The 26,309-nt window shown below is 45.5% G+C and carries 25 protein-coding genes and 1 pseudogene; 14 read left to right on the forward strand and 12 right to left on the reverse strand.

All coding sequences use genetic code 11. From position 1 onward, the window contains the following. Nucleotides 1-146 precede the first annotated feature (146 nt). The 6 genes and pseudogenes from parE to ABJ225_RS04285 all read left to right on the forward strand — a co-directional run bounded on the left by parE (nucleotide 147) and on the right by ABJ225_RS04285 (nucleotide 7,837). Nucleotides 147-2,120, forward strand: coding sequence for a DNA topoisomerase IV subunit B (gene parE / locus ABJ225_RS04260; RefSeq protein WP_481900593.1), 1,974 nt, complete (start codon nucleotides 147-149; stop codon nucleotides 2,118-2,120). Next, the gene (gene parC, locus ABJ225_RS04265) at nucleotides 2,120-4,552 is read left to right on the forward strand and encodes a DNA topoisomerase IV subunit A (RefSeq protein ID WP_218247113.1); all 2,433 of its coding nucleotides are present in this window, start codon (nucleotides 2,120-2,122) and stop codon (nucleotides 4,550-4,552) included. The genes parE and parC overlap by 1 nt, the downstream gene beginning before the upstream one ends. A 277-nt stretch (nucleotides 4,553-4,829) precedes the next feature. Next, nucleotides 4,830-5,941: pseudogene (locus ABJ225_RS04270) on the forward strand (alanine/glycine:cation symporter family protein). An 86-nt stretch (nucleotides 5,942-6,027) separates the two neighbouring features. Then, nucleotides 6,028-6,429, forward strand: a complete 402-nt coding sequence (locus tag ABJ225_RS04275) for a DMT family transporter (protein WP_347318629.1) — start codon at nucleotides 6,028-6,030, stop codon at nucleotides 6,427-6,429. A gap of 102 nt (nucleotides 6,430-6,531) precedes the next feature. After that, complete coding sequence (locus ABJ225_RS04280) at nucleotides 6,532-7,290, forward strand: hypothetical protein (RefSeq protein ID WP_218247112.1); 759 nt, start codon at nucleotides 6,532-6,534, stop codon at nucleotides 7,288-7,290. Between the two features lie 76 nt (nucleotides 7,291-7,366). Next, the gene (locus tag ABJ225_RS04285; RefSeq protein WP_286188395.1) at nucleotides 7,367-7,837 is read left to right on the forward strand and encodes a staygreen family protein; all 471 of its coding nucleotides are present in this window, start codon (nucleotides 7,367-7,369) and stop codon (nucleotides 7,835-7,837) included. Between the two features lie 1,026 nt (nucleotides 7,838-8,863). On the opposite strand, the gene ABJ225_RS04290 is transcribed toward ABJ225_RS04285, so the two are convergent. From ABJ225_RS04290 to ABJ225_RS04300, 3 genes are all read right to left on the reverse strand, one after another. Beyond that, nucleotides 8,864-9,184 (reverse strand): CNNM domain-containing protein, encoded by a 321-nt coding sequence (locus ABJ225_RS04290; RefSeq protein WP_481900594.1) that lies wholly within the window; start codon nucleotides 9,182-9,184, stop codon nucleotides 8,864-8,866. Between the two features lie 224 nt (nucleotides 9,185-9,408). Further along, a complete protein-coding gene (locus tag ABJ225_RS04295; RefSeq protein ID WP_347318631.1) occupies nucleotides 9,409-9,981 on the reverse strand; it encodes a DUF4256 domain-containing protein in 573 nt (190 codons plus the stop codon). Between the two features lie 3 nt (nucleotides 9,982-9,984). Further along, nucleotides 9,985-10,461 carry an NUDIX hydrolase gene (locus ABJ225_RS04300; RefSeq protein ID WP_218247109.1) on the reverse strand — a complete coding sequence of 159 codons (477 nt, stop codon included), beginning with the start codon at nucleotides 10,459-10,461 and terminating at the stop codon, nucleotides 9,985-9,987. 99 nt (nucleotides 10,462-10,560) lie between these two features. Here ABJ225_RS04300 and ABJ225_RS04305 point away from each other — a divergent pair, with 99 nt between their 5' ends. Next, entirely contained in the window at nucleotides 10,561-10,944 is a 384-nt protein-coding gene (locus ABJ225_RS04305; protein WP_218247244.1) for a VOC family protein, read from the forward strand. Between the two features lie 853 nt (nucleotides 10,945-11,797). After that, on the forward strand, nucleotides 11,798-11,968 hold the full coding sequence (locus ABJ225_RS04310) for a CsbD family protein (protein ID WP_218247108.1): 171 nt from the start codon (nucleotides 11,798-11,800) through the stop codon (nucleotides 11,966-11,968). Between the two features lie 137 nt (nucleotides 11,969-12,105). Here ABJ225_RS04310 and ABJ225_RS04315 read toward each other — a convergent pair whose 3' ends face one another. After that, a complete protein-coding gene (locus ABJ225_RS04315; protein ID WP_218247107.1) occupies nucleotides 12,106-13,644 on the reverse strand; it encodes a DHA2 family efflux MFS transporter permease subunit in 1,539 nt (512 codons plus the stop codon). A 178-nt stretch (nucleotides 13,645-13,822) separates the two neighbouring features. Between ABJ225_RS04315 and ABJ225_RS04320 the strand changes: the two genes are divergently transcribed. Continuing rightward, a complete protein-coding gene (locus ABJ225_RS04320; RefSeq protein ID WP_347318633.1) occupies nucleotides 13,823-14,698 on the forward strand; it encodes a TetR/AcrR family transcriptional regulator in 876 nt (291 codons plus the stop codon). Nucleotides 14,699-14,737: 39 nt separating this feature from the next. Here ABJ225_RS04320 and ABJ225_RS04325 read toward each other — a convergent pair whose 3' ends face one another. The 4 genes from ABJ225_RS04325 to ABJ225_RS04340 form a co-directional block, all read right to left on the reverse strand. Continuing rightward, a complete protein-coding gene (locus tag ABJ225_RS04325) occupies nucleotides 14,738-14,968 on the reverse strand; it encodes a hypothetical protein (RefSeq protein ID WP_218247105.1) in 231 nt (76 codons plus the stop codon). A gap of 111 nt (nucleotides 14,969-15,079) precedes the next feature. Further along, entirely contained in the window at nucleotides 15,080-15,493 is a 414-nt protein-coding gene (locus tag ABJ225_RS04330) for a hypothetical protein (protein WP_347318635.1), read from the reverse strand. Nucleotides 15,494-15,652: 159 nt separating this feature from the next. Further along, nucleotides 15,653-17,782, reverse strand: coding sequence for a peptidoglycan D,D-transpeptidase FtsI family protein (locus ABJ225_RS04335; RefSeq protein WP_347318637.1), 2,130 nt, complete (start codon nucleotides 17,780-17,782; stop codon nucleotides 15,653-15,655). Nucleotides 17,783-17,999: 217 nt separating this feature from the next. Further along, nucleotides 18,000-18,932: an aldo/keto reductase gene (locus ABJ225_RS04340; protein ID WP_347318639.1), complete on the reverse strand. Its 933-nt coding sequence runs from the start codon at nucleotides 18,930-18,932 to the stop codon at nucleotides 18,000-18,002. 164 nt (nucleotides 18,933-19,096) lie between these two features. Between ABJ225_RS04340 and ABJ225_RS04345 the strand changes: the two genes are divergently transcribed. Both ABJ225_RS04345 and ABJ225_RS04350 read left to right on the forward strand, forming a co-directional pair. Then, on the forward strand, nucleotides 19,097-19,693 hold the full coding sequence (locus tag ABJ225_RS04345; RefSeq protein ID WP_218247101.1) for a TetR/AcrR family transcriptional regulator: 597 nt from the start codon (nucleotides 19,097-19,099) through the stop codon (nucleotides 19,691-19,693). After that, the gene (locus tag ABJ225_RS04350; RefSeq protein WP_347318641.1) at nucleotides 19,690-21,150 is read left to right on the forward strand and encodes a DHA2 family efflux MFS transporter permease subunit; all 1,461 of its coding nucleotides are present in this window, start codon (nucleotides 19,690-19,692) and stop codon (nucleotides 21,148-21,150) included. The genes ABJ225_RS04345 and ABJ225_RS04350 overlap by 4 nt, the downstream gene beginning before the upstream one ends. 193 nt (nucleotides 21,151-21,343) lie before the next feature. Here the strand turns inward: ABJ225_RS04350 and ABJ225_RS04355 are convergent, their stop codons facing one another. After that, nucleotides 21,344-21,499, reverse strand: coding sequence for a hypothetical protein (locus ABJ225_RS04355; RefSeq protein WP_156450645.1), 156 nt, complete (start codon nucleotides 21,497-21,499; stop codon nucleotides 21,344-21,346). A gap of 96 nt (nucleotides 21,500-21,595) precedes the next feature. Here ABJ225_RS04355 and ABJ225_RS04360 point away from each other — a divergent pair, with 96 nt between their 5' ends. Then, a complete protein-coding gene (locus tag ABJ225_RS04360; protein WP_347318643.1) occupies nucleotides 21,596-22,081 on the forward strand; it encodes a hypothetical protein in 486 nt (161 codons plus the stop codon). Here ABJ225_RS04360 and ABJ225_RS04365 read toward each other — a convergent pair. Genes ABJ225_RS04365 through ABJ225_RS04375 form a run of 3 tightly spaced genes read right to left on the reverse strand, consistent with a single transcriptional unit; the run spans nucleotide 22,078 to nucleotide 24,071 of the window. Continuing rightward, entirely contained in the window at nucleotides 22,078-23,136 is a 1,059-nt protein-coding gene (locus tag ABJ225_RS04365) for a DmpA family aminopeptidase (RefSeq protein ID WP_347318645.1), read from the reverse strand. The two genes, ABJ225_RS04360 and ABJ225_RS04365, sit on opposite strands and share 4 nt — an antisense overlap. 21 nt (nucleotides 23,137-23,157) lie before the next feature. Then, the gene (locus ABJ225_RS04370) at nucleotides 23,158-23,916 is read right to left on the reverse strand and encodes a YdcF family protein (protein WP_347318647.1); all 759 of its coding nucleotides are present in this window, start codon (nucleotides 23,914-23,916) and stop codon (nucleotides 23,158-23,160) included. Next, entirely contained in the window at nucleotides 23,913-24,071 is a 159-nt protein-coding gene (locus ABJ225_RS04375; RefSeq protein WP_218247097.1) for a hypothetical protein, read from the reverse strand. The genes ABJ225_RS04370 and ABJ225_RS04375 overlap by 4 nt, the downstream gene beginning before the upstream one ends. 274 nt (nucleotides 24,072-24,345) lie before the next feature. Between ABJ225_RS04375 and ABJ225_RS04380 the strand changes: the two genes are divergently transcribed. Together ABJ225_RS04380 and ABJ225_RS04385 are read left to right on the forward strand one after the other, a co-directional pair. Then, nucleotides 24,346-25,470 carry a YibE/F family protein gene (locus tag ABJ225_RS04380; protein WP_347318649.1) on the forward strand — a complete coding sequence of 375 codons (1,125 nt, stop codon included), beginning with the start codon at nucleotides 24,346-24,348 and terminating at the stop codon, nucleotides 25,468-25,470. Beyond that, nucleotides 25,467-26,243, forward strand: coding sequence for a YibE/F family protein (locus ABJ225_RS04385; protein WP_347318651.1), 777 nt, complete (start codon nucleotides 25,467-25,469; stop codon nucleotides 26,241-26,243). The genes ABJ225_RS04380 and ABJ225_RS04385 overlap by 4 nt, the downstream gene beginning before the upstream one ends. The last annotated feature ends 66 nt before the right edge of the window (nucleotides 26,244-26,309 follow it).

Genomic DNA, 26,309 nt, shown 5'->3' on the forward strand with positions numbered 1-26,309 from the left:
AAATTCAGGGATTTTCATTTGCGAAATTTAAATATAACGCTAAAATAAAGCATAGTGGTTCACCATTTTGCGGGTGAACGAACATGCGTTCTTATGGTATAGTAGTACATAGACAAGTAAGTGAAAGTGTTGAAAGGGGAATGTTCGTGGCCAGTCAGAAAAAGACCATGGATTACAATGATGATGCCATTCAAGTATTGGAAGGCCTCGAAGCCGTAAGAAAACGGCCGGGGATGTACATCGGGTCCACCGATACAAGGGGACTTCATCATCTGGTTTATGAAATCGTCGATAATTCGGTGGATGAGGCGTTAGCCGGTTTCGGTAACGAAATCATCGTCACCATACATAAAGATAATAGCATCTCCGTGCAGGATAAAGGTCGCGGGATGCCAACGGGAATGCACCGTTCCGGAAAACCGACTCCGGAAGTCATCCTGACTGTCCTCCATGCCGGAGGGAAATTCGGACAGGGCGGATACAAAACGAGCGGGGGACTTCACGGCGTCGGTGCATCCGTCGTCAATGCCCTTTCAGAGTGGCTGACCGTCACGATTGAAAGAGATGGGACGAAATATCAACAAACGTTCATCAACGGTGGGAAGCCTGAGACAACGCTCGAGAAGATCGGGACGACCAAAAAGACGGGTACTAAGATACACTTCAAACCCGATCCGCTCATCTTCAGCACAACCACCTATAATTACGACACCCTTTGTGAGCGTCTTAGGGAATCAGCTTTCCTTCTTAAAGGGTTTAAAATCGAGATTATTGATGAGCGACATGATCAAAGAGATGTATTCCTTTACGAAAGCGGGATACAGGCGTTCGTGGAGTACTTGAATGAAGAGAAGGACAACCTTCATAAAGTTGCCTTCTTCGAGGGAGAGAATCACACCATCGAAGTTGAATTTGCCTTCCAATTCAACGATGGATTCTCAGAAAACATCCTTTCATTTGTCAACAATGTCCGCACCAAGGACGGCGGAACACATGAAGCGGGAGCCAAGACGGCCATGACGAGGGTTTTCAATGAATACGCACGGAAAGCAGGCATCCTGAAAGAACGCGATAAAAATCTTGAAGGAACCGATATCAGGGAAGGACTGTCAAGTATCGTTTCGGTACGTATACCGGAAGAACTCCTTCAGTTCGAAGGCCAGACAAAAGGGAAGTTAGGAACAAGTGAAGCACGCTCCGCAGTAGATGCTGTTGTCTCCGAGCACCTGCTATATTTCCTTGAAGAAAATCCAGACACCAGCTCATTGCTGATCAAGAAAGCCATCAAAGCGGCACAGGCGCGTGAAGCTGCCCGTAAGGCAAGGGAAGAAGCAAGGAATGGTAAAAAGCGTAAGCGGTCCGAAACTGTACTATCCGGTAAATTGACACCGGCACAATCAAGGAATCCCGAGCGAAATGAACTTTATCTTGTGGAGGGTGATTCCGCAGGCGGATCAGCGAAACAAGGTCGGGACAGGAAATTCCAGGCGATCCTTCCCCTAAGAGGAAAAGTAATCAATACGGAAAAAGCCAAGCTTGCGGATATTTTCAAGAACGAAGAGATCAACACGATCATTCATGCAATCGGTGGAGGAGTGGGGCCTGAGTTCAATGTCGATGATATCAACTACGATAAGATCGTAATCATGACTGACGCCGATACAGACGGTGCCCATATACAGGTTCTCTTATTGACGTTCTTCTATCGCTATATGAAGCCTCTTGTAGAAGCAGGAAAGGTGTATATAGCCCTTCCACCCCTCTATAAAGTGAGCAAAGGCGCCGGAAAGAAGGAAAAGATCGAATATGCATGGACAGACGAAGAGCTGAAGGGTGCAGTCGCCAAAATCGGAAAAGGGTATATGATCCAGCGCTACAAAGGACTGGGTGAGATGAATGCCGATCAGCTGTGGGAAACGACAATGGATCCCGAAACCAGGGCTCTTATCCGCGTGAAGATCGATGATGCAGCCAGAGCGGAACGCCGTGTCACCACTCTGATGGGTGATAAGGTCGAGCCACGTAGGAAGTGGATCGAAAGCAATGTAGCCTTCGGTCTTGAAGAAGAAGGTAGCATCCTTGAAAATGAGAACATCATGGTCGCAGAGGAGGGGCAATAATGACATCAGTGGAACGCTATCAAGATCTGCCTCTTGAAGAGGTCATCGGAGACCGCTTCGGTCGTTACAGTAAATACATCATTCAGGAACGTGCCCTTCCCGATGCACGGGACGGTTTGAAACCGGTACAGCGTAGGATCCTTTATGCAATGTATGTGGATGGCAACACACAGGAAAAAGGGTTCAGAAAATCGGCCAAAACGGTCGGTAATGTCATCGGTAACTACCATCCCCACGGAGATACATCAGTCTATGATGCCATGGTGAGGATGAGCCAGGAATGGAAGGTCCGGAAGTATCTTGTTGAAATGCATGGGAATAACGGGAGCATCGATGGCGATCCTCCCGCTGCCATGCGTTACACAGAAGCGAGGCTTTCCGCCATTTCCATGGAACTTTTAAGGGACATCGACAAAAAGACCGTCGATTTCATACCGAACTTCGATGACACGTCCGAAGAGCCTACCGTCCTTCCTTCACGATTCCCGAATCTTTTGGTAAATGGTTCAACAGGAATCTCGGCCGGGTATGCGACGGATATCCCTCCTCATCATCTCGGAGAAGTGATTGATGCGGCCATCATGAGGATGGATCGCCCTGACAGTACGGTGGAAGAATTGATGACCGTCCTGAAAGGGCCTGATTTCCCAACCGGAGGAATCATCCAAGGCATCGATGGGATCAGGAAAGCCTATGAAACAGGGAAAGGGAAAATTGTCGTTCGCGGAAAAGCGGAGATTGAAAGCATCCGTGGGAGCAAACAGCAGATCGTCATTACGGAAATCCCATACGAAATCAACAAAGCCAACCTCGTCAAGAAAATGGACGAATTCAGGGTCGACCGTAAAGTGGAAGGTATTGCTGAAGTGCGGGACGAAACGGACCGTCAAGGGTTACGCGTCGTGGTTGAACTGAAAAAAGATGCGGACGCGACGGGTGTACTGAATTATCTATACAAAAACAGCGATCTGCAGATCACCTATAATTTTAATATGGTGGCGATCTCGAATCGACGCCCTAAACTGATGGGACTCCGACAGCTTCTTGATTCCTATATCGCTCACCAGAAAGAAGTGGTGACGAACCGGACGAAGTATGACTTGAATAAGGCAAAGGACCGCCAACATATCGTAGAAGGATTGATGAAGGCACTGTCGATCTTGGATCAAGTGATTGCAACCATTCGGGCATCCAAAGATAAACGGGACGCAAAAAACAATCTGATCAGTGAATTCGACTTTACAGAGGCCCAATCAGAAGCCATCGTAAGCCTCCAGCTATACCGACTCACCAACACGGATATAACGGCTCTTCAAAAAGAAGCGGAGGAGCTTGATAAGCTGATCACAGAACTGAGTTCGATCCTAGCCAGTGATACAAAACTCGCAAGTGTCATCAAGAAAGAGATGAAAGCGATCAAAAAGACGTTTGCTGATGACCGCCGTACGATTATTGAAGATCAGATCGAGGAGCTTAAAATCAATCTCGAGGTATTGATTGCAAGCGAAGATGTCATGGTGACCGTCACGAGCGACGGGTACATCAAGCGTACAAGTCTCCGCTCCTACTCTGCATCCAACGGACAGGACCTTGCCATGAAGGAAACCGACAGGCTCCTTGGGCAATATGAGATGAATACGACGGATGTGCTACTTGTATTCACGAACAAAGGGAATTACGTTTACTGCCCGGTTCATGAACTGCCGGATATCCGCTGGAAGGACCTTGGGCAGCATATCGGCAATATCGTACCGATCGATAAGGATGAACAGGTCCTAAAAGCGGTACCGGTTAAAGAATTCGATCCATCCCTGTATCTCATGTTCATCACGAAAAACGGAATGGTAAAGAAAACGGAAATGCTGCAGTATAAGGCACAGCGCTACTCCCGTCCTCTTGTCGCCATCAATCTAAAAGGGGACGATGAACTCGTAGATGTGCATGTAACGGATGGGACACATGATCTCTTCCTTGCCACCAACAGCAGCTATGGACTCTGGTTTGCAGAAGAAGAAGTCAACACGGTCGGACCGCGTGCAGCGGGCGTGAAGGGAATCAACTTGAAAGAAGACGATTTCGTCGTTTCAGGCAAGATCATCACGACTCCGGATAAACAAGCGGTCGTACTCGCGACTCATCGCGGGGCCATCAAGAAGATGAAACTCTCAGAATTCGAAAAAACGGGCAGGGCCAAGCGCGGCGTCATCATGCTCAGGGAACTCAAATCGAATCCCCACCGCGTATCAGGCGCTGAAATCGTTTCAGACAAGCAAAGCGTCACTCTACTCACCAGTAAAGGCAAGCTTGAAACGGTACAGGTATCATCCATCCGCTTCAATGACCGATACTCCAATGGCTCATTTGTCATTGATGAAGGGGACAGTGGAGCGGTTACCAAGCTTTGGGCAGTGCCAGCACCTGATCAAGAATAAAAAATTTTCATTAAACCAAATCCATCTGAAAGAGGGCTTAACCATCTTCCAGATGGATTTTTTATAACGATAGAGTACATATGTCACAGGTATGGTACACATTCTGGACTGAATTACCATGGACTAATAAAGTTGGAAAAGATAAATTATAAAAAAACCTAGGGCACCCCACCGGCTTTTAGGTTTTTTCTGATTTTATGGAAGAGTTGTGTAGAAAGCGATTAGACAAAAAGAATGAGGGTAAATCAACTCTGAGATCACATGTGGGAGGAATTAGATGGAATTATTCAACAAAGTCATGTCCGGTACGAGTGACATCATCTGGACGTACATACTTATTGCAGCCTTGATCGGACTAGGAATCTATTTTTCCATACGGACTAAATTCGTACAATTCCGATATATCAAAGAAATGGGGAGGCTGTTGACGGACAAGAATACCGCTTCAGCCGAAGGGAAGCGGGGCATCTCTTCTTTCCAAGCATTCACGATCAGTACAGCATCTAGGGTGGATAAAGGGAACCTTGCAGGGGTCGCCACGGCCATTGCAGGAGGTGGACCCGGGGCCGTATTCTGGATGTGGCTTATTGCCCTTTGGGGGGGGAGCAACCAGCTTCATTGAAAGTACGCTCGCTCAAATTTACAAGGTAAAAGACGGGAAGGACGGATTCCGCGGAGGACCTGCCTATTATATGGAGAAGGGACTCAACGCAAGGTGGATGGGGATCCTATTTGCCATCATCATTACATTCTGTTTCGGGCTTGTGTTCAACTCGGTTCAATCCAATACGATCTCACTGGCCATGAATGAGGCCTATTCGTTCGATCGCTTGACGATAGGGATCATCCTCGCTGTACTCACGGCTGTGATCATCTTCGGTGGAGTCAAGAGGATTGCCAGTGTGACGCAGATTGTCGTACCTGTTATGGCCATCTTGTATTTTTTTCGCATTGTTCATCTTGATTCTTAATGTGACGGAAATCCCGGGTATGATCGCCCTTATTTTAAAAATGCATTCGGTATCAGGGAAGTCGCAAGCGGCAAGCGCAGGGGTCACCCATCCAGCAAAACAGGGACTCATCCAGACGTTAGGGGTATTCACAGACACCCTGATCGTCTGTACGTCGACAGCATTCATCATCATCCTTTGGGACCTGGCTGATCTCTTCATGGGTGTGATGGCCATCATCAACCTCATCGCCCTTACGCTGCTCGATAGAATTGCCATAGCGGCTCTGAGGGATTACCGACAGCAAAAGAAAGAAGGGAAAGATCCGGTCTTCTACTCCGATTCCATTGAAGGACTGAAAGGAATCGAAAGCTGGGATCCTAAACCTAATAAGAAAAAAAGATTAACTGACATCATTCTAGTGCATGACTCATCTTAAAAAGGTCGATTCCATTCCGGGATCGACCTTTTTAAGATGAGTTATCGATTAAAGGTTAGTGATAAAGGATTGAATGAAGCTTTCTGTTGGACTGCCTTAATGCATTCAGCAATATGGAAGATCCCTTCACTGATAGATTGTTGATCCACCTGAGAGATGCTGATTCTTATTTTCTCATACCAGTAGTCTTGAATGTACATGTTGATATGCTGAAGGCACCACTTTTGGCGTGGTTGAGCTTGTTCTATCTTGGTGTGATCAGTCAATTCCTTGCGTATGTCGCATGGTATGGGGGCATGTCCTTAGGAGGCATTGCAAAAGTAGGGCAAATCCAATATGCACAGCCCTTCTTCATGATTGGATTTTCATTCCTTTTTCTAGGAGAACCCGTCACCTGGTGGACCATTGCCTTTGCAGTCATCGTGGTCTTATGCGTCACAATTGGAAAAGATGCGCCGGTGAAGGGCGTTAAGCCGCGCTCTTCATAAAACGGTTCTTTAACCGAACAAAGAGGCTCTGTATCGTTCGCATAGTTTCCCTGCATTGAGAGAAAATACTAAGGAATATAAATAGCGGGGAGCGAATGAATGATGAAAAAAGAGTTGCTTTTTGCATTCGGGGCCTTTTTCCTGATGTCTCTGCATGCGATTGCAGGGAACAGCCTGACTGAGCCTCCTCAAACGGAGACCATGACAATCAAGACCTACAAAAAAGATGTAACTGGAGATGGTAAACGGGATATTATCAAACTGAACGCCATCCCATTTGAGCCTGATGCGCTGTTTTTAAAACAAATATGGGCCACGATCTCAAAATCTGAAGGCGGTAAACTCAGAATCGATTATGAGGGAGGCTACGAACCGGAAATCACGTTCGCTGACCTCAATCATGACGGAGTCAAAGACCTTTTATACCGTGCGGCGACCGGAGGGAGTGGAGGTTTGTATGAGAATGCCCTTCATACGGCGAAAGGTGGAAAGATTCAGGAATTGGAGCTTCCCTCGGGAATTACGATTGACGCACATTTTGAAGATCAGTATAAAGGGATCATTTCCTTCCCTGACACACAGCAGTCGTATACGGTAGACCTTTCGGAGCGGAAAGATGATTACGAGCGGCTTGGCATCTTTACAAAAGGCATCCTGAATGAACCGACGGAGCTCATGGTTGCACCGATTTCATTTTTTGAACCAACCAAGATACGGGGTAAGAAGGGAAAAGGGCTGAAAGGATATCAGCAGATCAGCGGTGCCTACCGTGCAGATGGTGTCGGTACGGCCACTTCTTATTGGTATTATGAAGACGGGAAGTGGAACCTCATGAAGATTGTATGGAAAACGGATCGCTAGGCACCCTACAAGCCCATTCGTCATATTCTAAAGGTATGTGAGCCCATCAATCCACAAGGAGGCTTATGCTGTGAATATGATCGATCCAGGACGTCTGCATGTCACGTACAGCCCGCCTGCATCCATTTTTGCCCCGATTGACCACAGGAGATATACTATGACTCATTCCGATTCTACGGGCGAGCTATATGTGACGATCGGCTGTGAATACGATGTGTCCGCCATCAATCCCTATATGAGGGATGAAGTACTGACAGAATGGGTGAGGGAGGATGGGCAATACCGGCTTAATGGACGCGTTTATATCTCCGGAGGGGAATTCGACCGACAGATGGCGCAGGTTCGCTACATGATCTTCAAAAGGGAGATGGGGACCGCATTAGCAGCCATCGTGAATGGTGATGCTGGATTTTTCACCTATCATCCATGGCTACTGGATGCACCCATCACGATTCATTTTGAATCGGTTTTCCTGGAGTATGATCAAATGGTTTATTTTGGAACACCCAGACAATATGTGTGGCAATCTGAGCATAAGGATTCCTGATCTTTATGCTTTTTTGCATTTTCGAAAGAAGTAGGAATTATTTGTTTGTGTAGTTAATTTTAACTTTAAATGTCAACAGTGATGCAACCACAAGCAACGGTTATCAGAAAATATGCTTGCAGGTGTGATTGTTTAAAGAAATTTTGATGAGATGAGTCAGAAACTCCATGATAACGTTATGAATAATGGTCACGTAATAAGCATTGAGTAACGCCATCAATAAACGCTAAAAACGGTTCAATAGCAGAAATTCAAAATTTTTATTATGTCTCACTAAAATAAGTATACTTATGATACGAGACAGAAATAACAAAAATCAACCAACTTCCTATAATAAATATTATGTAAACTAGAAAAAAGCAAGACTGACTCTTACTCAACCACCCCCACTTATACTGATCATATACTGCAGATGCCTGATACCCGTTCAGATGGATTTCACCTCAAAAATAAAGTCCTTATAAGACTGTGATTGAATGTAATATTGTATCCTCCATGAACCTTTACCATACGAACGCCTCATTCAGTTAACCAGTATTTGAACACAAGATAAATCACGATATAGATCATATAATGCGGAAAAAATCGGTACTTTCGATTAAAACCATGTTTTATCCCATAGCTGGTCAAAACCTTGACTACTCGAAGCAAAATGACAACATAAAGAAGTCCTATTATAACCCGAATCCATACGATTTCCACTGTCGAATTAATCCAAGGAATGAACGCTACAGCGAATGTAAAGACAATAAAGTATAAAAAATTTTCAAGTGACCGTCCTTCGTTTTCTGATCGTTGAGGTGAATCAGCCATATTGCTTTCCTCCTATATCGCACCGTTCAAAGAGCCCCGTAAAACTCCTTCATTTATTGCCTTATTATGCACTATTCGTCTCCCTACTCCATTTTTCCTTTATTTGCACTTAATTACATATTTTATAGAAACAAAAAGTGGATAATTCCTTTCCCCTTCACGTAAAAAACACCCTTCGGCCACCACTGGCTAAGCAGTAATGGCCGAAAGGTGCTATGAGATGGGATTGAGATTATCAGTCAATCTATTAGCAGATAAAGAATCCCGGATATGGACAGTGAATACCGCTCTGCATGCTCTTTTGCCAACGATTTCTCCAAACGTCAAAATCAAAAACGTCATTCCAAACGTACTGACCAAAATCCCGGCGTTCCCTCCGATAAGGTCGGTTGCGAGTTTTGCCGAGATACTTGCAGCTGCGATATTTACGATATTGTTTCCAACGAGGATGGTGGAAAGTGCCCGGTCGAAGTCTTCTGCGATCTTATAGGCTTTTATACTCCCCTTGACTCCTTCGTCAGCAAAGTTTTTCAATCGTATTTTGTTGACACTTGAGAAAGCCGTTTCTGCTGATGAAAAAAGGCAGTAAGCATGATCAACACAATAAGTATAACAATCGATAAAACAGGTAATTCGTCAAAAAAACGTTCACTCTTCTAGTGGTTCAGTCGTTTCCATCCTCTTTGGATGAACTTCAGGGCATTTTATACGTATCGGTTTACTTCATGTACAGTAATTTGACTAGTGAAGCCGCTCCCTCATATATAGAGTACGCCACGGAAGCCCCTGGCAGCATAATAGGATTCTGCTCCGTTGTGATAAACGAATACCTTGCCGTAACGACGATCGCAGAATAAAGCTCCTCCAAGGTTCCTTATATCCTGAGGAGTCTGAATCCAACTCGACGTCTTCAAGTCGAATTCATCTAGCTTTTGAATGGAGCGATATTGATCCTCGGTCAGAAGGTCGATTCCCATGAAAGCCGCCAAATCCATGGCGTTGTGCTCAGGCTTGTGCTTCTTCCTAGACTCAAGTGCCTTTAGGTCATAACAGGCACTTCTCCGTCCTTTTGGGCTTTCCTTCGAACAATCGCAAAACACGTAGCCGCCCCCCTCTTCTATTCCAATCACATCTGGTTCTCCCGACGTTTGCTCCATCTGATTCAATGACCATAGTTTTTCTGGCCTTTCCCACAGGGCTTGCTCGACCTCTTCCCATACGATCCCTTCGTGCCGGTGCATATGGGTATGGAAGCGATCCTTCAATGTACTTATCAGTTTATCAACCTCTTCATGAGAAAGGTGCTTGTGTTCATTTGTGGATGCTGTCATCATTCATTCCTCCATGTTCATATTTTTTTTCGCAAGCAGACGGTCAAGATAGGGTGTTATGTAGCTGAGATATTCATCGGTAAGTCCTATCGGAAGGTTTTGAAGTGAAAAATACCTAAGATCGATGGATTCACTACAGTCCTTCTCCATCCTTCCCCTCACGTCATCCGCTACGTACACGGCGGTTACAGAATACAGCTCGTCCTGATTTGCCAGTTTGAAATAGTAGTCTTCCCCAGAGTGGATTCCAAGCAGCTGGAGCTGCCCGATTTCCAATCCGGTTTCTTCCTTTACTTCCCTGATCGCCGCTGCCTCCAAGCTTTCACCAAGTTCCAGCAGTCCACCCGGAAGCCCCCAGTCATCGTCCGTTCTTTGCTGAAGGAGAACTTCCTTGTATTGATTCAGGATGATCACCACCGACCCTGCCAGGATAAGAGGTCTGTGTCCAACTCGTTTTCGAAGTTCTTTAATATGCTCCATTCAATGCCCCCTTCATATTGCTCGTATTTATATATTATACTGGATATGGTGTAGGCCATGTCAAAGTGCCTTCATCTACTAGAGAAAGGATGATCGACTATAATTGAGCGATTGGATCACGTTGTTCTGACAGTTAAAAATATTGATGATTCCCTTCGGTTCTACACAGAGGTATTGGGGATGGAGGAAATGACGTTTGGAAATGGACGGAAAGCATTGGCGTTTGGTAACCAGAAAATCAACTTGCACCAATACAAGCGTGAATTTGAGCCTAAAGCAGCCCATCCGACACCCGGTAGTGCTGATTGGTGCTTCACCACCAGTCTGGATCCAGACTCCCTCCTAAAGCATCTCACCGCTCTTGGAATAGCCATCGAAGAAGGTCCCGTGACAAGAACCGGCGCTCTTGGCACCATCTGTTCCATCTACATACGTGACCCGGACAACAACCTGATTGAACTCTCTACCTACATAAACGAATAGCCTACATAGGAGGATGCGGACAGTCAGCAAGCTATCCTTTCCTAACAAAGCAAAAGCAACATGCCACCCTTCTGGATTGTTCTTCCTGATACAGAACAAATGTTCCCTCCCCCGTAAAAACGGCACTTTCACCAGTTTTAGGCTATTAATAATCACTATTAATTACATTATTTACATTAATTTCAAATGAATTACGCAGCATGATTTCTCTAAAGGCTTTAAATGCAAAAACAGGCCGTTTATGTCCATTTCTTCACGCTTGCCCATGCGGTCCCACTCATGAAGAGGAACCGTTCAATTGTGTAAATCACGAATGTGAAAGACTATGGCTACAGATGAAACCTTTTTACACCATCGCCAAAGACCTGGCTGGTTATAATAACACTGCCCTCTCCCTCACTCTAAGCTTTCTTCGCTCTGAAGCCATGCAAGAATTGTTCGGAGCGTAGGAATAAAACTGTCGGGAAGGTGCATCGACCGATCCCCACTTCCTTGCAGCGGAATCCCCGGCGTTTATCGGAGAAGCGGGGAAACATCTTGCACTGGATCCGGAGGTATACGCTTCAGTGGTAAATACCTTAGCTCAAGGGCGCTATCGGACATATTTGGATATACAGATGCCGATGGCACTTGTCTACACTGGGTGAACCATTATAAGGAGCATATGGAAGGCGGAAACGAATAGCAGTGATTTACTGGTTACGGCGCTTTATGTGTACCACAACTTCTTTTCATCTCCTATCTTAATTTCAAGATGACCCTTGCCATGATCGCCGGATGAAATTTCAATCAATAGGGTTAAAATCTGAAAAAAGGGGTAAATAAGATGTATCTTATTAAGGAGGTTATCGACATGAATAAAGATCAAGTAAAAGGAAACGTAGAACAGGACAAAGGTGAAGCTAAAAAGCAAATGGGGAAAGCAACAGATGATAAATCCCTTGAAACAAAAGGACGCATGGAAAAAGGGAAAGGGAAAGCGAAGGAAGCGTTTGGTGATATGAAGGAATCCTTCAAAAAATAAGCAGACATACATAAAGGGAACTTCCATATGGAGGTTCCCTTTAGTCTTTATTACGCATCAGCGCCCTTCTCCACCCCTTCCCTCATTCCAAAATCCAACAAAAAACCGATGAACCAAAAGGTTCATCGGTTTTTAAATCAATTTTCAGCAAGCTTCGTTGTTGCTTTCGGTTCGTTCGTCTGAGGTGCGCCCTCCGGATCCGGAGACGGTGTGGCTCGTTTGATGAAGAACGAAAGAATCAATGCTACACCGGCTATGAAGGTTGCTACGAGGAATGCATCATTGATTCCTTCAAGCATTGCCTGCATACCGATCTGGGCTTTCATTTCGGCCATGGCTGCAGCCGTCGGTTGACCACTTGTTGCCTTCTGAAGGGCTTCAGCAGCAAGCTCTTCCCCGTGTGTCGTGGTACGCGTAGACATGACCGTCACCAGCAAGGCCGTACCGATGGCACCTGCCACCTGGTTCAACGTATTGTTCATCGCTGTACCGTGAGGATAATAACGTGCAGGAAGCTGATTCAATCCATTTGTGGATACAGGCATCATGACCATGGACATTCCAAGCATGCGCACGGAATAAAGGATGATCAAATGGGTGTACGTTGTATCAAGTGTCAATTTGCTGAATGCATAGGTAGTGACTACTGTAATCGTCAAACCTGTCATGGCAAGAATACGTCCACCGAATTTATCAAAGAGACGACCGGTGATCGGTGACATGATCGCCATGATGATGGCACCTGGCAGCAGAAGCAGACCGGCATCCATCGGCGAAATACCTCGAAGAGTCTGTACATAGATTGGCAATAAGATCATACCTGAGAACAGTGCCATATTAACGACCATGGCAATCGCTGAAGAAAGGGCGAACATTGGGTAGCGATACACTTTAAAGTTTAACATCGGACGTTCTTGACGAGATTGTCTGATGATGAAGGTGAAAAGGGAAACTACACCGATGGCAATCGCTCCATATACATACGGGCTATCCCAGCCTTTGTCTCCTGCAGAACTGAAGCCGTATAGGATTCCACCGAATCCGATGCTTGATAGAAGCAATGAGAAGAGATCCAATCTCATGGCAAGCTTCTCTTTTTTATCCTTGAGCCTGAAGAAACCGATCAGTAGCACTACGATCGCAATCGGCGTGATGAAATGGAAGAGCATCCTCCAGTCATAGTGCTCGATAATCCACCCGGATAGAGTCGGACCAATTGCCGGAGCAAACATAAGGATCAATCCAAACACTCCCATAGCTGCCCCCCTCTTCTCAACCGGGAAGCTTACGAGCATGACGTTCATAAGTAGCGGCATCATAATGGCAGAACCTGATGCTTGAAGCATCCTTCCGCCGAGCAGCACTGGGAAGATCTCAGCAGTACCTGCAAGGACCGTACCTGCTGTGAAAAGCAGCATGGCTGCGAGGAACAGGCGTCGAACGGAATATTTCTGGATCAGGAATGCTGTTGCTGGAATCAAGATCCCATTCACAAGCATGAAGCCTGTTGCCAGCCATTGGACGGTAGATGGTTGTACCTCCATATCCTTCATGATAGAAGGCAGTGCAATGTTCAATAGTGTATTGTTTAGAAACGTGATAAAAGCACCAATCATTAAAATGGCAATAATTCCATAAGGGGGGCGTTTACCTGTTGCATTAATTTTCTGTTCCATTTTCTCCTCCTGTACTACGGGTCTAATTTATTAGACTTCTGTTTCACAAAGTACATCATATACCACTGGTTTATAATTTGCAATCATAAAATTCCGGTTTGCGTAAGGGTTTGTAGAAGCCGTATATTTGCGGTACTATTACATCTAGACAGGTAGTTTATGTATAAAGGATGATTGTATGAAAGACCGTAAGTTGCACGTGATTAAAATGTCTCATCAGCTCTTTATCGAAAAAGGGTTTCTGGCCACGAGCATCCAGGATATCTTGAATTACAGCGGAATTTCCAAAGGTACATTTTACAACTATTTTTCATCCAAGAATGAATTGTTAATGGAATTGTTTAAATCCATCTATATTAAGCTGGAAAAAGAGAGAAACGATCTCCTGATTGGACAGAGTTCCGATGATCTCAATATCTTTATCCAACAGATCGAACTTCAAGTTGCAACGAACCGTTCGAACAAGCTATTGACGTTATTCGACGAAGTGGTCGTTCTCCATGATGAAGATTTGAAGGAGTTCTTCCATCGCGGACAGCTACGCATGCTCCGTTGGTATTATAAGCGGTTCATTGATTTGTTCGGTGAGGAGAATAAGACGTATCTGCTTGATTGCACGATTATGTTCATTGGTATTCTGCACCAAAATCTGAAGTATCATTCCTTTGCCTTCGAAGGATCTGATGCCAATCTGCATTCGGTTGTCCAGTATAGCGTCAACCGCATTGTCCGGGTAGTAGAGGAAGCGGCTGAGTCCAGAGAGCAGCTCTTCGATTATGAGTTGATCGATCAATGGATGCCGGACTTCCGGGATCAGGATCCAGATTTTCAGAAAGAACTCCATCATGCCATCCTCTCCATGAAGCGGCAACCACTGTGTGATACGCCTAGATATACAGAGCTTCTTGAATTCATTCGGGATGAAATGCTCCATCATCCGAAGCCCCGCCGCTTCCTTGTTGAGAGTGCAATGGACACATTGCGTCAAAACGACCGATTCTCCGAGGAAGCTTTGGACAAATTGAATCTTCTTATCCACTCGTTTTTTGATTAACGCAAAAAGCCATGCAGATTTTGAACCTGCATGGCTTTTTTATGCCAGGCTGACGTAAAAAAACGGTGTTCCCTGACCTAATACCGTTCCATATCGACCTGGTCCTGTGTAGCAACCATAGCCTACACCCTTTGGTGTGAGAACGGGTGCAACGGGTCGCCTTGGAATAGGGGGATAAAACGATGCAAGGGAAAACGGTCCATAGGCGTAAAATGCATCGGGAGAAGTTGCCTGGCCGTAATGAGGACCTTTAGATTCAAAGTTGGGCATGGGTTCCCTCCTCTCTGTCTCTCCCATCCTATTCAGATCAGTTTCACAGTGCTTTTGAACCACCGGAACATAGGCATAAAAAAAGCCCTGAGCATCGTGGCTCCAAGACTTCTACAGTTGGTGATCAAGTTGAAAATCCGAGAGAACTTCGATATGACTAAATCCTGTGCATGCATCTTCATAAAATCCTTCATTCACGAGCTCTGTAAATGTCACGACGGTTTTGGTATTTGTATCAAGATTGATGCGTTTTACGTTCATATCCATGACGTGGTATACGTACAGATCATTTTTTTGTTCATCATATCCAAGGATCGGTCCGAAATAGGCTTCTGCTTGAATGGAAGGGTGCTTGAACGGGTAATCGTGTTGAAAGTACCATTCACATGCAGGAAAATATTTGAGAGATAAAAATTCCAACTGTTCGACTTGATGATCGATGACATCCCTGGATTTTTTCCAGTCCTTATAAAGCACTTCCGCTGTAACGATGTGGTGATTGATCAATTCGGTCAGATGGGTCATGATGAATCCCTCCAATTGATAATGTCCTTATCTTCCATACCTTTACTATAACGGATGCCAAGCTCCCTGTGTGTAAGGATTCCATGAAGAGTTTGTAAAGATTATAAAGATGACTGTATGAACGAAAAAGACCCCTTTCAAATGAAAGGGGACCAACAATCAGTTGCTTTCTTTTCTTTCCTGCTTCGTCTGCTTTTCAGCATCGTCTGCATTCTCAATTTTCTTATTCACATCATTCGTATTTGCGGAGAATTTTGCACGTTCTTTTTTAAGTTCGAAGTATTTATCCATCACGCGTTTCCCGATCTTTTTATCCAAGTATGGATCGGATACCCCGCTTGCCTGGATGTGTGAGTATGGGATGACAACAGCATACGACACTTCAGGGTTATCTGAAGGTGCATATCCGATGATCGTTGTATTGTAGTTCAATTGACCGTTCACATACGTTTCAGCGGTCCCTGATTTTCCAGACGCATCGTATGGAGCGCTGTTGAACTCGGTATACGCAGTCCCTCTCGGAAGATGATAGACATCGTGGAATCCAAGCTGTACATGATTGATCTGAGCTGATGTGGCATCAATCCTATTTAACACTTTCGGCTCATCTTCATATACGATGGACCCCAGCCGCTTCTTATCTTCAGAGGGTTCCCTGATCTCTTTCATCACATGAGGTTCAATCCGGTATCCACCATTGGCGATTGTGGATACATATTGAGCAAGCTGCATCGTAGTATACGTATCAAACTGACCAATTGCATAATCCAGCAGGAACCCTGGATCCGTTGCTGTCCCTTTCAGGCCAGATGATTCACCCGGAAGGTCCAACCCGGTCTGAACACCCAACCCGAACTGGGCAAAGTGGTTTCGGAATACAGAGAATGCCTGAGGGTTATTCACGATCGGTTCATTCGGAACATATTCTGCCCCTGCAACTCTGAGAGCCACTTTCCACATATAGGCGTTGGAAGAGATCCTAAGAGCGAATCGATCATCAATCGGCATTTGGCCGTATTTGTTGAACCATGATGACTTCACGGGTGTCCCTTTGATATGAAGAGGTTCATCGATCAGTGTCTCTCCAGGGGTCAAATTCCCCGTCATATACCCCGTCAGGACGGTCGCGCCCTTGACGGCTGAGCCTACTTCATATGAAGAGGTGAACGTCCCGAGAGCGGCATCTTGAAGCTCGTATTTCCCCGTCTTGCTATTCTTTACATACTGTTTTCCTGCCATGGAAAGGACTTCACCCGTGTTGGGATTCATCATTACCACGAATGCCCGGTCAAGGTTCGGTGACACGTCCCTGTGGGCTACCTGCTTAGACAACTCATCCTCAATGATCTTTTCCACTTCCCGCTGGAGGTCCATATCGATGGTCAGGACAACATCCTTCCCGCTATGACCAGACTGCACAAGTTTGGAATCAATGACGCTTCCGTTTTTCGTGATATCCTGGATCTGCTCTTTCTGACCTTGCAGTACATCTTCATACTGCAGTTCAACATAGCTTTTTCCGACGCGGTCATTGCGGTTGTATCCTTCGGCGAGGTACGCATCGATGAGATTCTTCGGGAGTCCTTCTTTTGATGAAGATACATTCCCGAGGATGGTCCTGAGCGTATCGTCGAATACATAGGCCCGCTTCCAGTCTGTTGTTGTATTCACACCCGGAAGTTCACTCAAGTGTTCGCTGACTTTGGAGAACTCTTCGGTCGTGACATTTTCGTTTTTGACGATTTGCGGGTTCAGGGCATATCCCCCGGCAAACTGCCGATAAATCGAGATGATCTGAAGGTCTTTTTTTGTCAAAGAATCAAGTTCCTTATCCGTGATACGGTCCAACTTCATCTTGTAGACCTTATCATTCACGTCATCAGAGGATAATTCCTCATCCGCTTGAAGCTTCTGGACTTCATTCTTTGTGACGAGGGCTTCTGCCTTTTTAGGATGCTTGGTGATCCAGTAGTCCTTTTTGTCCCGTACGGTCACACCTTTCGGATCCATCGTGATGTACTTGGATAAGTTCGTTGCCACTTCAATCATTTCATCGATAGAAGTCGTACTTGTCCTTGTATATGTAATGGCGTTGAGAGGAACGTTATCCACAATGACATTCCCGTACCGGTCATAAATCTTACCGCGTGGAACACTCGTCTTGACGACAACATCCTCCGTTCGTTCCACCTCATTCTTATAGTTTTCACCGTGAACGATCTGCACGAAACCCAGCCTCATCTCAAGCATGGAAAACAATAAGAATACAGAAAGGAACAACAGGTTCATCCTCATAGGGACGATACTTTTGTTCTTGGATTTCTTGCTGTTTTTTCTCACTTTCTACAACACTTCCTTTATGTGAAAAACGTAACATTATCTAGTGTATATAAAATTTCTCTATTTTTCTACCATTAACTTTGAATCATATAAAGGATGTAAGAGATCTTTTGCTCTAAAAAATAATAAACCCGACAGCTATCGGGGCTGCCGGGTCATGAAAAAATCAGGAAAATAACTGATCGATGAACGCTATTTCGCTATCTGAAAGGGTCACGTCCCCTGTTTTGAGATTCCGTACGACTTGATCACTTCTCTTCGCGCCTGGAATCAACACATCAAGGGATGGTCGGGAGAAATACCATGCTAGGACGACCTGGCTGATTTCCACACCTTTTTCATCAGCAAGCTTTCTTAGCTCCTCGACCTTTTGAAGGTTGGACGTAAATGTACTTCCTTGAAAGTTTGGCATATCTTTACGCAGGTCTTCAAAGGTGTCGGACTCCTTGTATTTGCCCGTTAAAAGTCCCGCTTCGAGGGGGAAGTACGGGATGAATGTGATCCCATGCTGCTCTGTATAGGGAAGCAACTCTTTCTCGGCCGATCTTTTTAAAAGATTGTACTCAGCTTGTAGTACGTCCACATAGCCGTCCTTGTTCGCTTCTTTCAGCTGACCAAGGTCGAAATTCGAAACACCGATTGCCCGGATCTTTCCTTGATCCTTCATTTCTTTCAATGCACCGACTGCTTCATCCTTTGGCGTATCTTCATCAGGGAAATGGATATAGAATAGGTCGACATAATCTGTTTGCAGTCGTTTTAAAGCATCATCGACTGACTGTTTGAGAAATGCGGGCGAGTTGGTGATGCTGACATTTCCTTCTCCATCCAGCTGATGGGCGGCTTTTGTCGCGATGGCCAAGTCCTCTCTCCTATAGTCTTTGATGACTTCTCCGACCAACTCCTCCGACCTCTCCGGACCATAGATAAATGCGGTGTCGAGCAGGTTCACTCCATGATCGAGAGCTGTCCTGACAACTTTTTTCCCTTCTTCCTCATCAAGATTCGGGAACAAATTATGCCCTCCCACTGCGTTGGTTCCAAGTCCAATAGGAAAGACTTTCACATCTGAATGTCCCAGGTTCACCTTATTTTTCATCTTGCTTCACTCCTTTAATTCAATCACTTGATGATACACTCCTCCATTTTCCCTTTTGAAAGACGATATTAAACATATGGATTTTTTTATTTGACTACAGAAGGAAAGATTGAGTATATTTATATAGACCAATCTCTATAATTCTTAGTAAAGGTGAGCGTTTAATGAAGAATAATCCTACAAAACGGCTGATTCTTGAAACGGCAGCACAGCTATTTCAAAAACAGGGCTATCACGGCACCGGTATCAATCAGATCATCGAAGTAAGCGGGACACCGAAAGGTTCTCTGTATTACCATTTTCCGAACGGGAAAGAGCAGATTGCCCAAGAAGCGATCAAACTTGTAAAAGACCATATTGTCGAACAGACAAAATTGGATCTTCAACAGGATAAAGATGCATCCGAAGCCTTTCGACGACATATCCTTAATATCGCTAACTTTTACGATTCTGATAACGACACGGAGTGGCTTAAGATCGGGACCCTTGCTTCTGAAACAGCGGCTACCCATGTAGAGTTGCGATCTACATGTGAACTGGCTTTTAAAGAATGGCAGGGGCTTTATGCCGATGCATTGATTTCAAGGGGGTATCCCGAAAAAGCAGCCGGGACACTTGCCATTACAATCAATGCGCTACTAGAAGGTGCCACCACCATTTCGTTGATTGCCGGAAACGGAGATACTCTTCGAATCATAGCTGAACAAATACCTAACCTACTTCATAGAGAGAATTCAGTACAGGAGGACATTAAAATATGAGTCATAGTCAATCGAACACATCTACACAGAGCGAGGGAACCTTTAAGGTTCTTCCGATCCTCACATCATTTCTTATCGCCGGATTCATCGGCCTCTTCAGTGAAACGGCACTGAACATGGCATTGAGCAATTTGATCCAGGATTTTGGCATTCACGAAACAACCGCACAGTGGCTGACAACGGGTTACCTTCTCACCCTCGGGATTTTGGTACCTGTCTCTGGACTGATCCTGCAATGGTTCACGACGAGACAGCTGTTTGTCGTCTCACTGGTCTTCTCGATCATCGGGACCTTCATTGCAGCGATCGCCCCGAACTTCGGCTTCCTGATGGTGGCACGTGTCGTGCAGGCAATGGGTACCGCACTGATGCTTCCGTTGATGTTTAATACCATTCTCTTGATTGTTCCGCCTCATAAGCGCGGTAAGATCATGGGGCTCATGGGACTCGTCATCATGTTTGCACCGGCGGTAGGTCCTACGCTGTCCGGCTTGATCCTTGAATCCCTGACATGGCACTGGATCTTCTGGATATCTCTGCCATTCCTGTTGGTTGCACTGGTTTTCGGTAGTTTCTTCATGCAAAATGTATCGACACCGACCAGACCAAAAATCGATATTTTATCCATCATCCTTTCTACGATCGGATTCGGAGGAGTCGTGTATGGTTTCAGTTCAGCTGGGGAAGGCGGAGGTTGGAGTGAACCTGTCGTCATCATTTCCATTGCCGCCGGAGTCATCGGGCTTATCATCTTCTGTCTTAGACAGCGAACCATGGCTCAACCGATGCTGAACTTGAAAACGTTCAAATACCCAATGTTCGTTGTCGGATTGCTGCTTGTTTTGATCTGCATGATGGTCATTCTGTCATCCATGATCCTGCTTCCACTATACTTGCAAACGTCACTTGCCATGACGACATTTGCCGCCGGTCTTCTCTTATTGCCGGGTGGGATCATCAATGGACTGCTATCCCCGATCATGGGAAGCCTGTTCGACCGCTTCGGTCCTAAATGGCTTGTCATACCTGGCCTTGCCATTGTCATCGCATCACTTGCCGGTTTCTATACAGTGGACCTTGATACGTCTTCCTACTTCATTGTCGGGATGCATATCCTGCTCATGATCGGTGTATCCATGATCATGATGCCCGCCCAGACAAATGGGTTGAATCAATTGCCACCTGAGCTTTATCCTGATGGAACGGCCATCATGAACACCCTTCAACAAGTTGCCGGTGCCATAGGAACCGCTGTTGCAATCTCGATTCTTTCTTCTGGTGTGAAATCTTATATGGAAGGCGGTGCGGATCTCTCAAATCCGTTAACCCCGCTTCTTGCATTCACATCAGGCGTACAGAATGCATTCCTATTCGCCATTATCGCCGCAGTTGTCGGATTCATCGTCGGACTGTTCGTCAAACGGGTGAAAGTCGATCACCCCATGAGCTCTTCCTAATGAAAAAGGTGCACAGACTTCAGAAGAAGCCGTGCACCTTTTTTAGTTCATTTTTTCTTTCAATCTCTCCAGGTCCCCCTGTACCTTTGACAATCGTATTGATAAGACGATCATTTTGGCAAAGGTTGAGACCCGCTATGCTCATACATAATGTTTTGATACCTAAAGTCCCCACTCTACCAACCCCTTGTGCTTACATCCCGCTAAGAAAAACGGAATAAATGCCCCATAATCCGATGAAAAATGGAATCATTGACAGAACGATGATCCCTATGCTGTGACGCCAAGCCCCCAATGCCATCAAAATGAGACCGATCACGAGCAGAATGGAAATGGTGCTGAATGTCATCTTCCTTCCTCCTTTCAGACGGATAAGATGAATGGCCTTTCATCATACTATACGATAGTACCCTAACTCACTAAGATTCAAGGAGTTGCTATCATTATGGAAAAAATCATCCACAGACTGGATTTTGGTGCCGAAGGGCTGTGGTTCCCCCTCACGGTCAGCCTGATATTGGCTCTATGCATGTTGATTCAGCCGAAACGATTGATATCTTGGGTGGAACTATATATAACATTCGGGGTCGTTGGCTTAGCTGCATGGCTTTCAGATGTGTTGGTCATGAGGGTCCTTGACTGGGTCGATCTGGGAGATGCGAAGATAACAGGCATCGGCGAGGTACTTAGCTATACACTCGTTCCTACGTCTCTCGCCATTCTTTACCTGAACCTGACACCTTATGAAAAACGTTGGAGACATTCGATTTTGTTCACTTTGTTATCTTTTCTCATACAGGCTGGCATGGAGTATGTCGGATATGTGAAAGTGGTGTCTCCCCTCATTCTTTACATATCGCCGATCTTCTACCTGATCGTATTCAGATTCATCCTGCCCATTCATCTCAGGATCATACGGAAGCAACACTAAGCCAACGTAATGTCGTATTTATTAATCAGATCCTTGAATGCAGGTCTTTCGTTCCCATCACGACCGATGACATGGGTAGCCGCAACAAGGGAATTGAGGACAGCCTCTTCTGTTGCTTCCCCGACAGCCCTGAATGCAACGTCCATATCCTCTTCATGGATGACCGGAATGGATAAAAGCTTTCCGCTTGGATGATGAGGAATGGTGGTGTGGGTGGAGAAGCCGATGACCACCTCGCCACTCCCCGAAGTGATGATGGATCCTGTGCGAGATAAACCGGTAACGGATCGTTTGATGATCCGATGCAGCTGCCTTTCAGAGACGGGCAGATCCGTTGCTACTACAATGATGATGGATCCTTTATCCCTTTCATCACGCTCCTGAAGGATGGCCTGTTTCAACTTTTCCCCTACAGGATTTCCTCCTACCATAAGATCGCTCAATATCCCAAAGTTTGAGAGCACGAGTACGCCAAGGGTGTAGGTACCGTGATCGAGGGGAATGATTCGAGAGGAAGTACCTATTCCACCTTTCAACGAATAGCAGAGCATGCCTCTTCCTGCTCCCACACTGCCTTCCTCTACTTGTTCTCCAGCTTTGTGTATGGCATCGAAAACATGTTCCTTCCGAACCACCTTGGCCCTGACATCATTCAGCAGCATATCATTGCATTCACAAACGACAGGATTCACCGTCCCTGTCGTTCTGCCAATCTCAGGATTGTGTTCAAGCATGTAATCTATCAGTGCATCAGCGGCGACTCCGATGCTCAGTGTATTCGTCAGGACGATTGGCGTTTCAAGTGTGCCCAGTTCATTGATCTGGATCAACCCCATGCTTTTACCAAAGCCATTGATCACATGGGAAGAGGCTATGAGCTTGTCTTTAAAGAGAGATCCCTGATGGGGCAGGATGGCAGTGACACCGGTTTGATGTGGTCCATCATCAATGGTCGTATGTCCGACAGTCACTCCCTTTACATCGGAAATGGAGTTGTGCTTTCCCGTTCTCATCCTTCCTATTTTGACTCCGTAGTCCCTGATTCGTCTCGTCATGTCAGTCTTCCTCCTTGTGATTTATCCATCCAACGTACCTCTTCCGAGCAGGAATGTTTTGACCATGGCGAAATATTCACGTATGTAGTAGTTGGCCCTCACAAACCATGGCGTCGGAGCTGCATACCCTGAGGCATCAAGTCCCACGTCCCGGGCAAGTATTTTGGACCTGGCTAGATGAAAGTCATTGGTCACAATCAGGACCTTCCCCTCCTTCAATCCTCTATCCTCCAGGACTCGTAGAGAGAACAACATATTCTCATATGTATTGGTGGATTCATCTTCATATATGATCCGGCTTCCATCGATTCCGTGGGCAACCAGATGCCGACCCATCGCCTTGGCCTCACTGATGGACTCTCCCGGACCTTGGCCTCCAGATACAACTACAGGAAGATCTTCCCGTATCTTCAGGATTTCTACCCCTGTAGCAAGGCGGGACAGGAGCGTTTTGGAAGGTTCTTCTCCTTTTAATCCGGCACCGAGGATCAGGACCGCACCATAGTCGTCTGAAAGGTTCCCTGTTTCGTCAGCTTCTTTTAAGATGTACCCCTCAACCCCTGCAAAAGTACCTACAAAAATAAGATAGGCTGCACCAATCAAGCGATAGGCCCACAATCGTTTACGTAAACGTAGAACAACCAATACATATATGATCAGTCCATTTATCAGTATGAATAACAAGCCGAACGTCACACGGAAAAACAGGAACGCACTGACAGTGCCTAGAAGAGCCAAGATCAACAGGGCCCTCTTATTCTTGAACTCCCCCATCTTCATTCTTCAGGGCCACTTTGACGCTTTTTCAACGTATGATTGATATTATTCAAACTGATCAGAATCAGGGACAGCATAATAAATGTCACCAGTTCCCCTGAAAAAAAAGAATAGACTCCAACAATTAGCAGAATGAAGCCATACCATCTGTTACTCACGATTCATCACTCCCTAACACTCATTCAACTCTATCCATTATTTCAAATTACTTACAATGTGACAATGATTATTTGTACGTCTGTCCAGCAGATAACGCGGTCACAAGTAGACTAGTCTTTATCTACCGTCCTCAGGCAGATTATAGACGAGAGCTCCGTTGGGTAAGGTCCATTTTTTTCCCTTTCCTACAAGCGCTGAATGTTTCTTTGCTTGAAAAAAGAAGTTGTGGAATAATAATAGACGTCTTTTCAACTCAGGAGTGATGAAGGAAATATGAATCGTAAAAAACAAATCAACCTAAAAAAGTGGATACTCTACATTGCTTTAATTGTACTATGCGTTACGTCCATCTACTTTGTACACCATAATGAAAACTATTATGATCGACCGATTGCGGAAGTGACCGATGTGAAAGTGACCGGTACACGGGATATCACCGACATCAATGGGAACAAAGATATGCTGCATGAACAGGAAGTCCATGCAACGGTGAAGAACGGTCCAGAGAAAGGAAAAGACATTCTCTTAAGCAATACGTTCTCGACCTCCAAGGCGTATGATCAAGAATACAAACCGGGAAATGACTTGTTTGTCTCTATCAACGATCCAGATGGACAGGGTCAATTAAAGGGATCCATAGATGACGTGAAGCGTGACACATCCCTCATCATCATCGCATGGGTTTTCATTTTCCTAATGGTCCTGGTCGGAAAGCGCCAAGGATTCTATTCTCTCGGAACCCTTTGCATCAATGCCGTCATCCTTTCATTCGCTCTTGATATCTATTTGAGCAATGACCGGATCGGATTGCTTGCAGCTTGCGGTTTGGCTGTCGTCCTGTTCAGTTCCATCTCGCTCCTGTTGGTAAACGGGTTTAACCGGAAAACCTATGCCGCGGTCATTTCCACGCTAGTCGCCACGTTTGTGACCTTGGTCATCAGTTTCATTGTCATCAAATCTACAGCAGCAAACGGGCTCCGTTATGAGGAGATGCAGTTTCTGACCAGGCCGACCGAGACCGTATTTATGGCTGGGATCCTTGTGGGCTGTCTGGGTGCCATCATGGATGTGGCCATTACCCTTTCTTCATCCATTTTCACCCTCTATGAAAAGAATCCTTCAATCAGTACAAAGGCATTAAAAGATGCTGGCTTGGAAATCGGACGGGACATCATGGGGACGATGACAAATATCATGTTTTTTGTCTATATCAGCGGTGCTATGCCGATGCTGATTCTCTATTTCAAGAATGCCTCACCGCTTGGTTTCACTTTGTCGATGAATCTCTCTTTGGAGCTTGCCCGTGCCCTGACGGGTGGGATTGGCATCGTCCTTGCGATACCCATCGGGATAGCCGTCTCCATCTATTTTATCAATAAGAGGAGGGCCGTATCATGACTGTTCAATTCATCCTTGCTGTCATTCTCTTTATACTCATGACGGCTGTGGGAGGTAAAAAAGGGGCGCGATCCTTTGTTGCCCTTTTTCTCAATTTCACCGTGCTGATCCTTTCAATCATCATCATGAACAACCCGGGAGCCAATCCTGTCGTCATCACCTTATTTGCTTCCGCACTGATCAGTTCCATCACGTTATTCTACATCAGCAGATGGGGAACCAAGACGATCACTGCTTTCCTTGCTACCATTGTAACCACTTGCATCCTTCTCGTCTTTATCCTTTTGTTTACAAATCAGGCGATGATTCAGGGGTTCGGGGAAGAAGAAATTGAAGAACTTTCACCATACTCTCTTTATGTAGGGGTGGACTTCGTCAAGATCGGTGCAGCCATGATCCTCATGAGTACCATCGGAGCCATCATCGATCTGACCATTGCCATTTCCTCTCCCATGCAGGAAATCAAACATCATAATCCAGATATTGATCGCCGTTCTCTTTTTGCATCTGGGATGAGTATCGGTCGTGATATTCTAGGGACAAGCGCGAATACGCTATTCTTTGCCTTCTTTGGAGGATATATGGGCCTCTTACTATGGTTCAAGGATTTGAAGTACTCACTGGGTGAGATCGTCAATTCGAAAGTGTTCAGCTCTGAAATGATCTTCATAGGCTCCTCTGCCATTGGCATGGCCCTTGCCATTCCCATCACTGCTGCCTTAACGGCTTATTTCCTTGATAAAAAGAAGCTAGGTAGGAATGGATCCTATTGAGTGAAGGAGTGTTCCCTACACATCATCTCCATAAAAAAAAAGCCCCGTATATGCACGGGGCTTTGC

It is taken from the genome of Rossellomorea sp. RS05 (genome assembly GCF_039822645.1).
Classification (GTDB): domain Bacteria; phylum Bacillota; class Bacilli; order Bacillales; family Bacillaceae_B; genus Rossellomorea; species Rossellomorea marisflavi_B.

What these genes read in the sequence shown, in the direction of transcription:
- parC (WP_218247113.1), top strand. Translation starts at nt 2,120, where the DNA reads ATGACATCAGTGGAACGCTATCAAGATCTGCCTCTTGAAGAGGTCATC.
- ABJ225_RS04280 (WP_218247112.1), top strand. Translation starts at nt 6,532, where the DNA reads ATGAAAAAAGAGTTGCTTTTTGCATTCGGGGCCTTTTTCCTGATGTCT.
- ABJ225_RS04285 (WP_286188395.1), top strand. Translation starts at nt 7,367, where the DNA reads ATGATCGATCCAGGACGTCTGCATGTCACGTACAGCCCGCCTGCATCC.
- ABJ225_RS04295 (WP_347318631.1), bottom strand. Translation starts at nt 9,981, where the DNA reads ATGACAGCATCCACAAATGAACACAAGCACCTTTCTCATGAAGAGGTT.
- ABJ225_RS04300 (WP_218247109.1), bottom strand. Translation starts at nt 10,461, where the DNA reads ATGGAGCATATTAAAGAACTTCGAAAACGAGTTGGACACAGACCTCTT.
- ABJ225_RS04310 (WP_218247108.1), top strand. Translation starts at nt 11,798, where the DNA reads ATGAATAAAGATCAAGTAAAAGGAAACGTAGAACAGGACAAAGGTGAA.
- ABJ225_RS04315 (WP_218247107.1), bottom strand. Translation starts at nt 13,644, where the DNA reads ATGGAACAGAAAATTAATGCAACAGGTAAACGCCCCCCTTATGGAATT.
- ABJ225_RS04320 (WP_347318633.1), top strand. Translation starts at nt 13,823, where the DNA reads ATGAAAGACCGTAAGTTGCACGTGATTAAAATGTCTCATCAGCTCTTT.
- ABJ225_RS04325 (WP_218247105.1), bottom strand. Translation starts at nt 14,968, where the DNA reads ATGCCCAACTTTGAATCTAAAGGTCCTCATTACGGCCAGGCAACTTCT.
- ABJ225_RS04330 (WP_347318635.1), bottom strand. Translation starts at nt 15,493, where the DNA reads ATGACCCATCTGACCGAATTGATCAATCACCACATCGTTACAGCGGAA.
- ABJ225_RS04335 (WP_347318637.1), bottom strand. Translation starts at nt 17,782, where the DNA reads ATGAACCTGTTGTTCCTTTCTGTATTCTTATTGTTTTCCATGCTTGAG.
- ABJ225_RS04340 (WP_347318639.1), bottom strand. Translation starts at nt 18,932, where the DNA reads ATGAAAAATAAGGTGAACCTGGGACATTCAGATGTGAAAGTCTTTCCT.
- ABJ225_RS04345 (WP_218247101.1), top strand. Translation starts at nt 19,097, where the DNA reads ATGAAGAATAATCCTACAAAACGGCTGATTCTTGAAACGGCAGCACAG.
- ABJ225_RS04350 (WP_347318641.1), top strand. Translation starts at nt 19,690, where the DNA reads ATGAGTCATAGTCAATCGAACACATCTACACAGAGCGAGGGAACCTTT.
- ABJ225_RS04355 (WP_156450645.1), bottom strand. Translation starts at nt 21,499, where the DNA reads ATGACATTCAGCACCATTTCCATTCTGCTCGTGATCGGTCTCATTTTG.
- ABJ225_RS04360 (WP_347318643.1), top strand. Translation starts at nt 21,596, where the DNA reads ATGGAAAAAATCATCCACAGACTGGATTTTGGTGCCGAAGGGCTGTGG.
- ABJ225_RS04365 (WP_347318645.1), bottom strand. Translation starts at nt 23,136, where the DNA reads ATGACGAGACGAATCAGGGACTACGGAGTCAAAATAGGAAGGATGAGA.
- ABJ225_RS04370 (WP_347318647.1), bottom strand. Translation starts at nt 23,916, where the DNA reads ATGAAGATGGGGGAGTTCAAGAATAAGAGGGCCCTGTTGATCTTGGCT.
- ABJ225_RS04380 (WP_347318649.1), top strand. Translation starts at nt 24,346, where the DNA reads ATGAATCGTAAAAAACAAATCAACCTAAAAAAGTGGATACTCTACATT.
- ABJ225_RS04385 (WP_347318651.1), top strand. Translation starts at nt 25,467, where the DNA reads ATGACTGTTCAATTCATCCTTGCTGTCATTCTCTTTATACTCATGACG.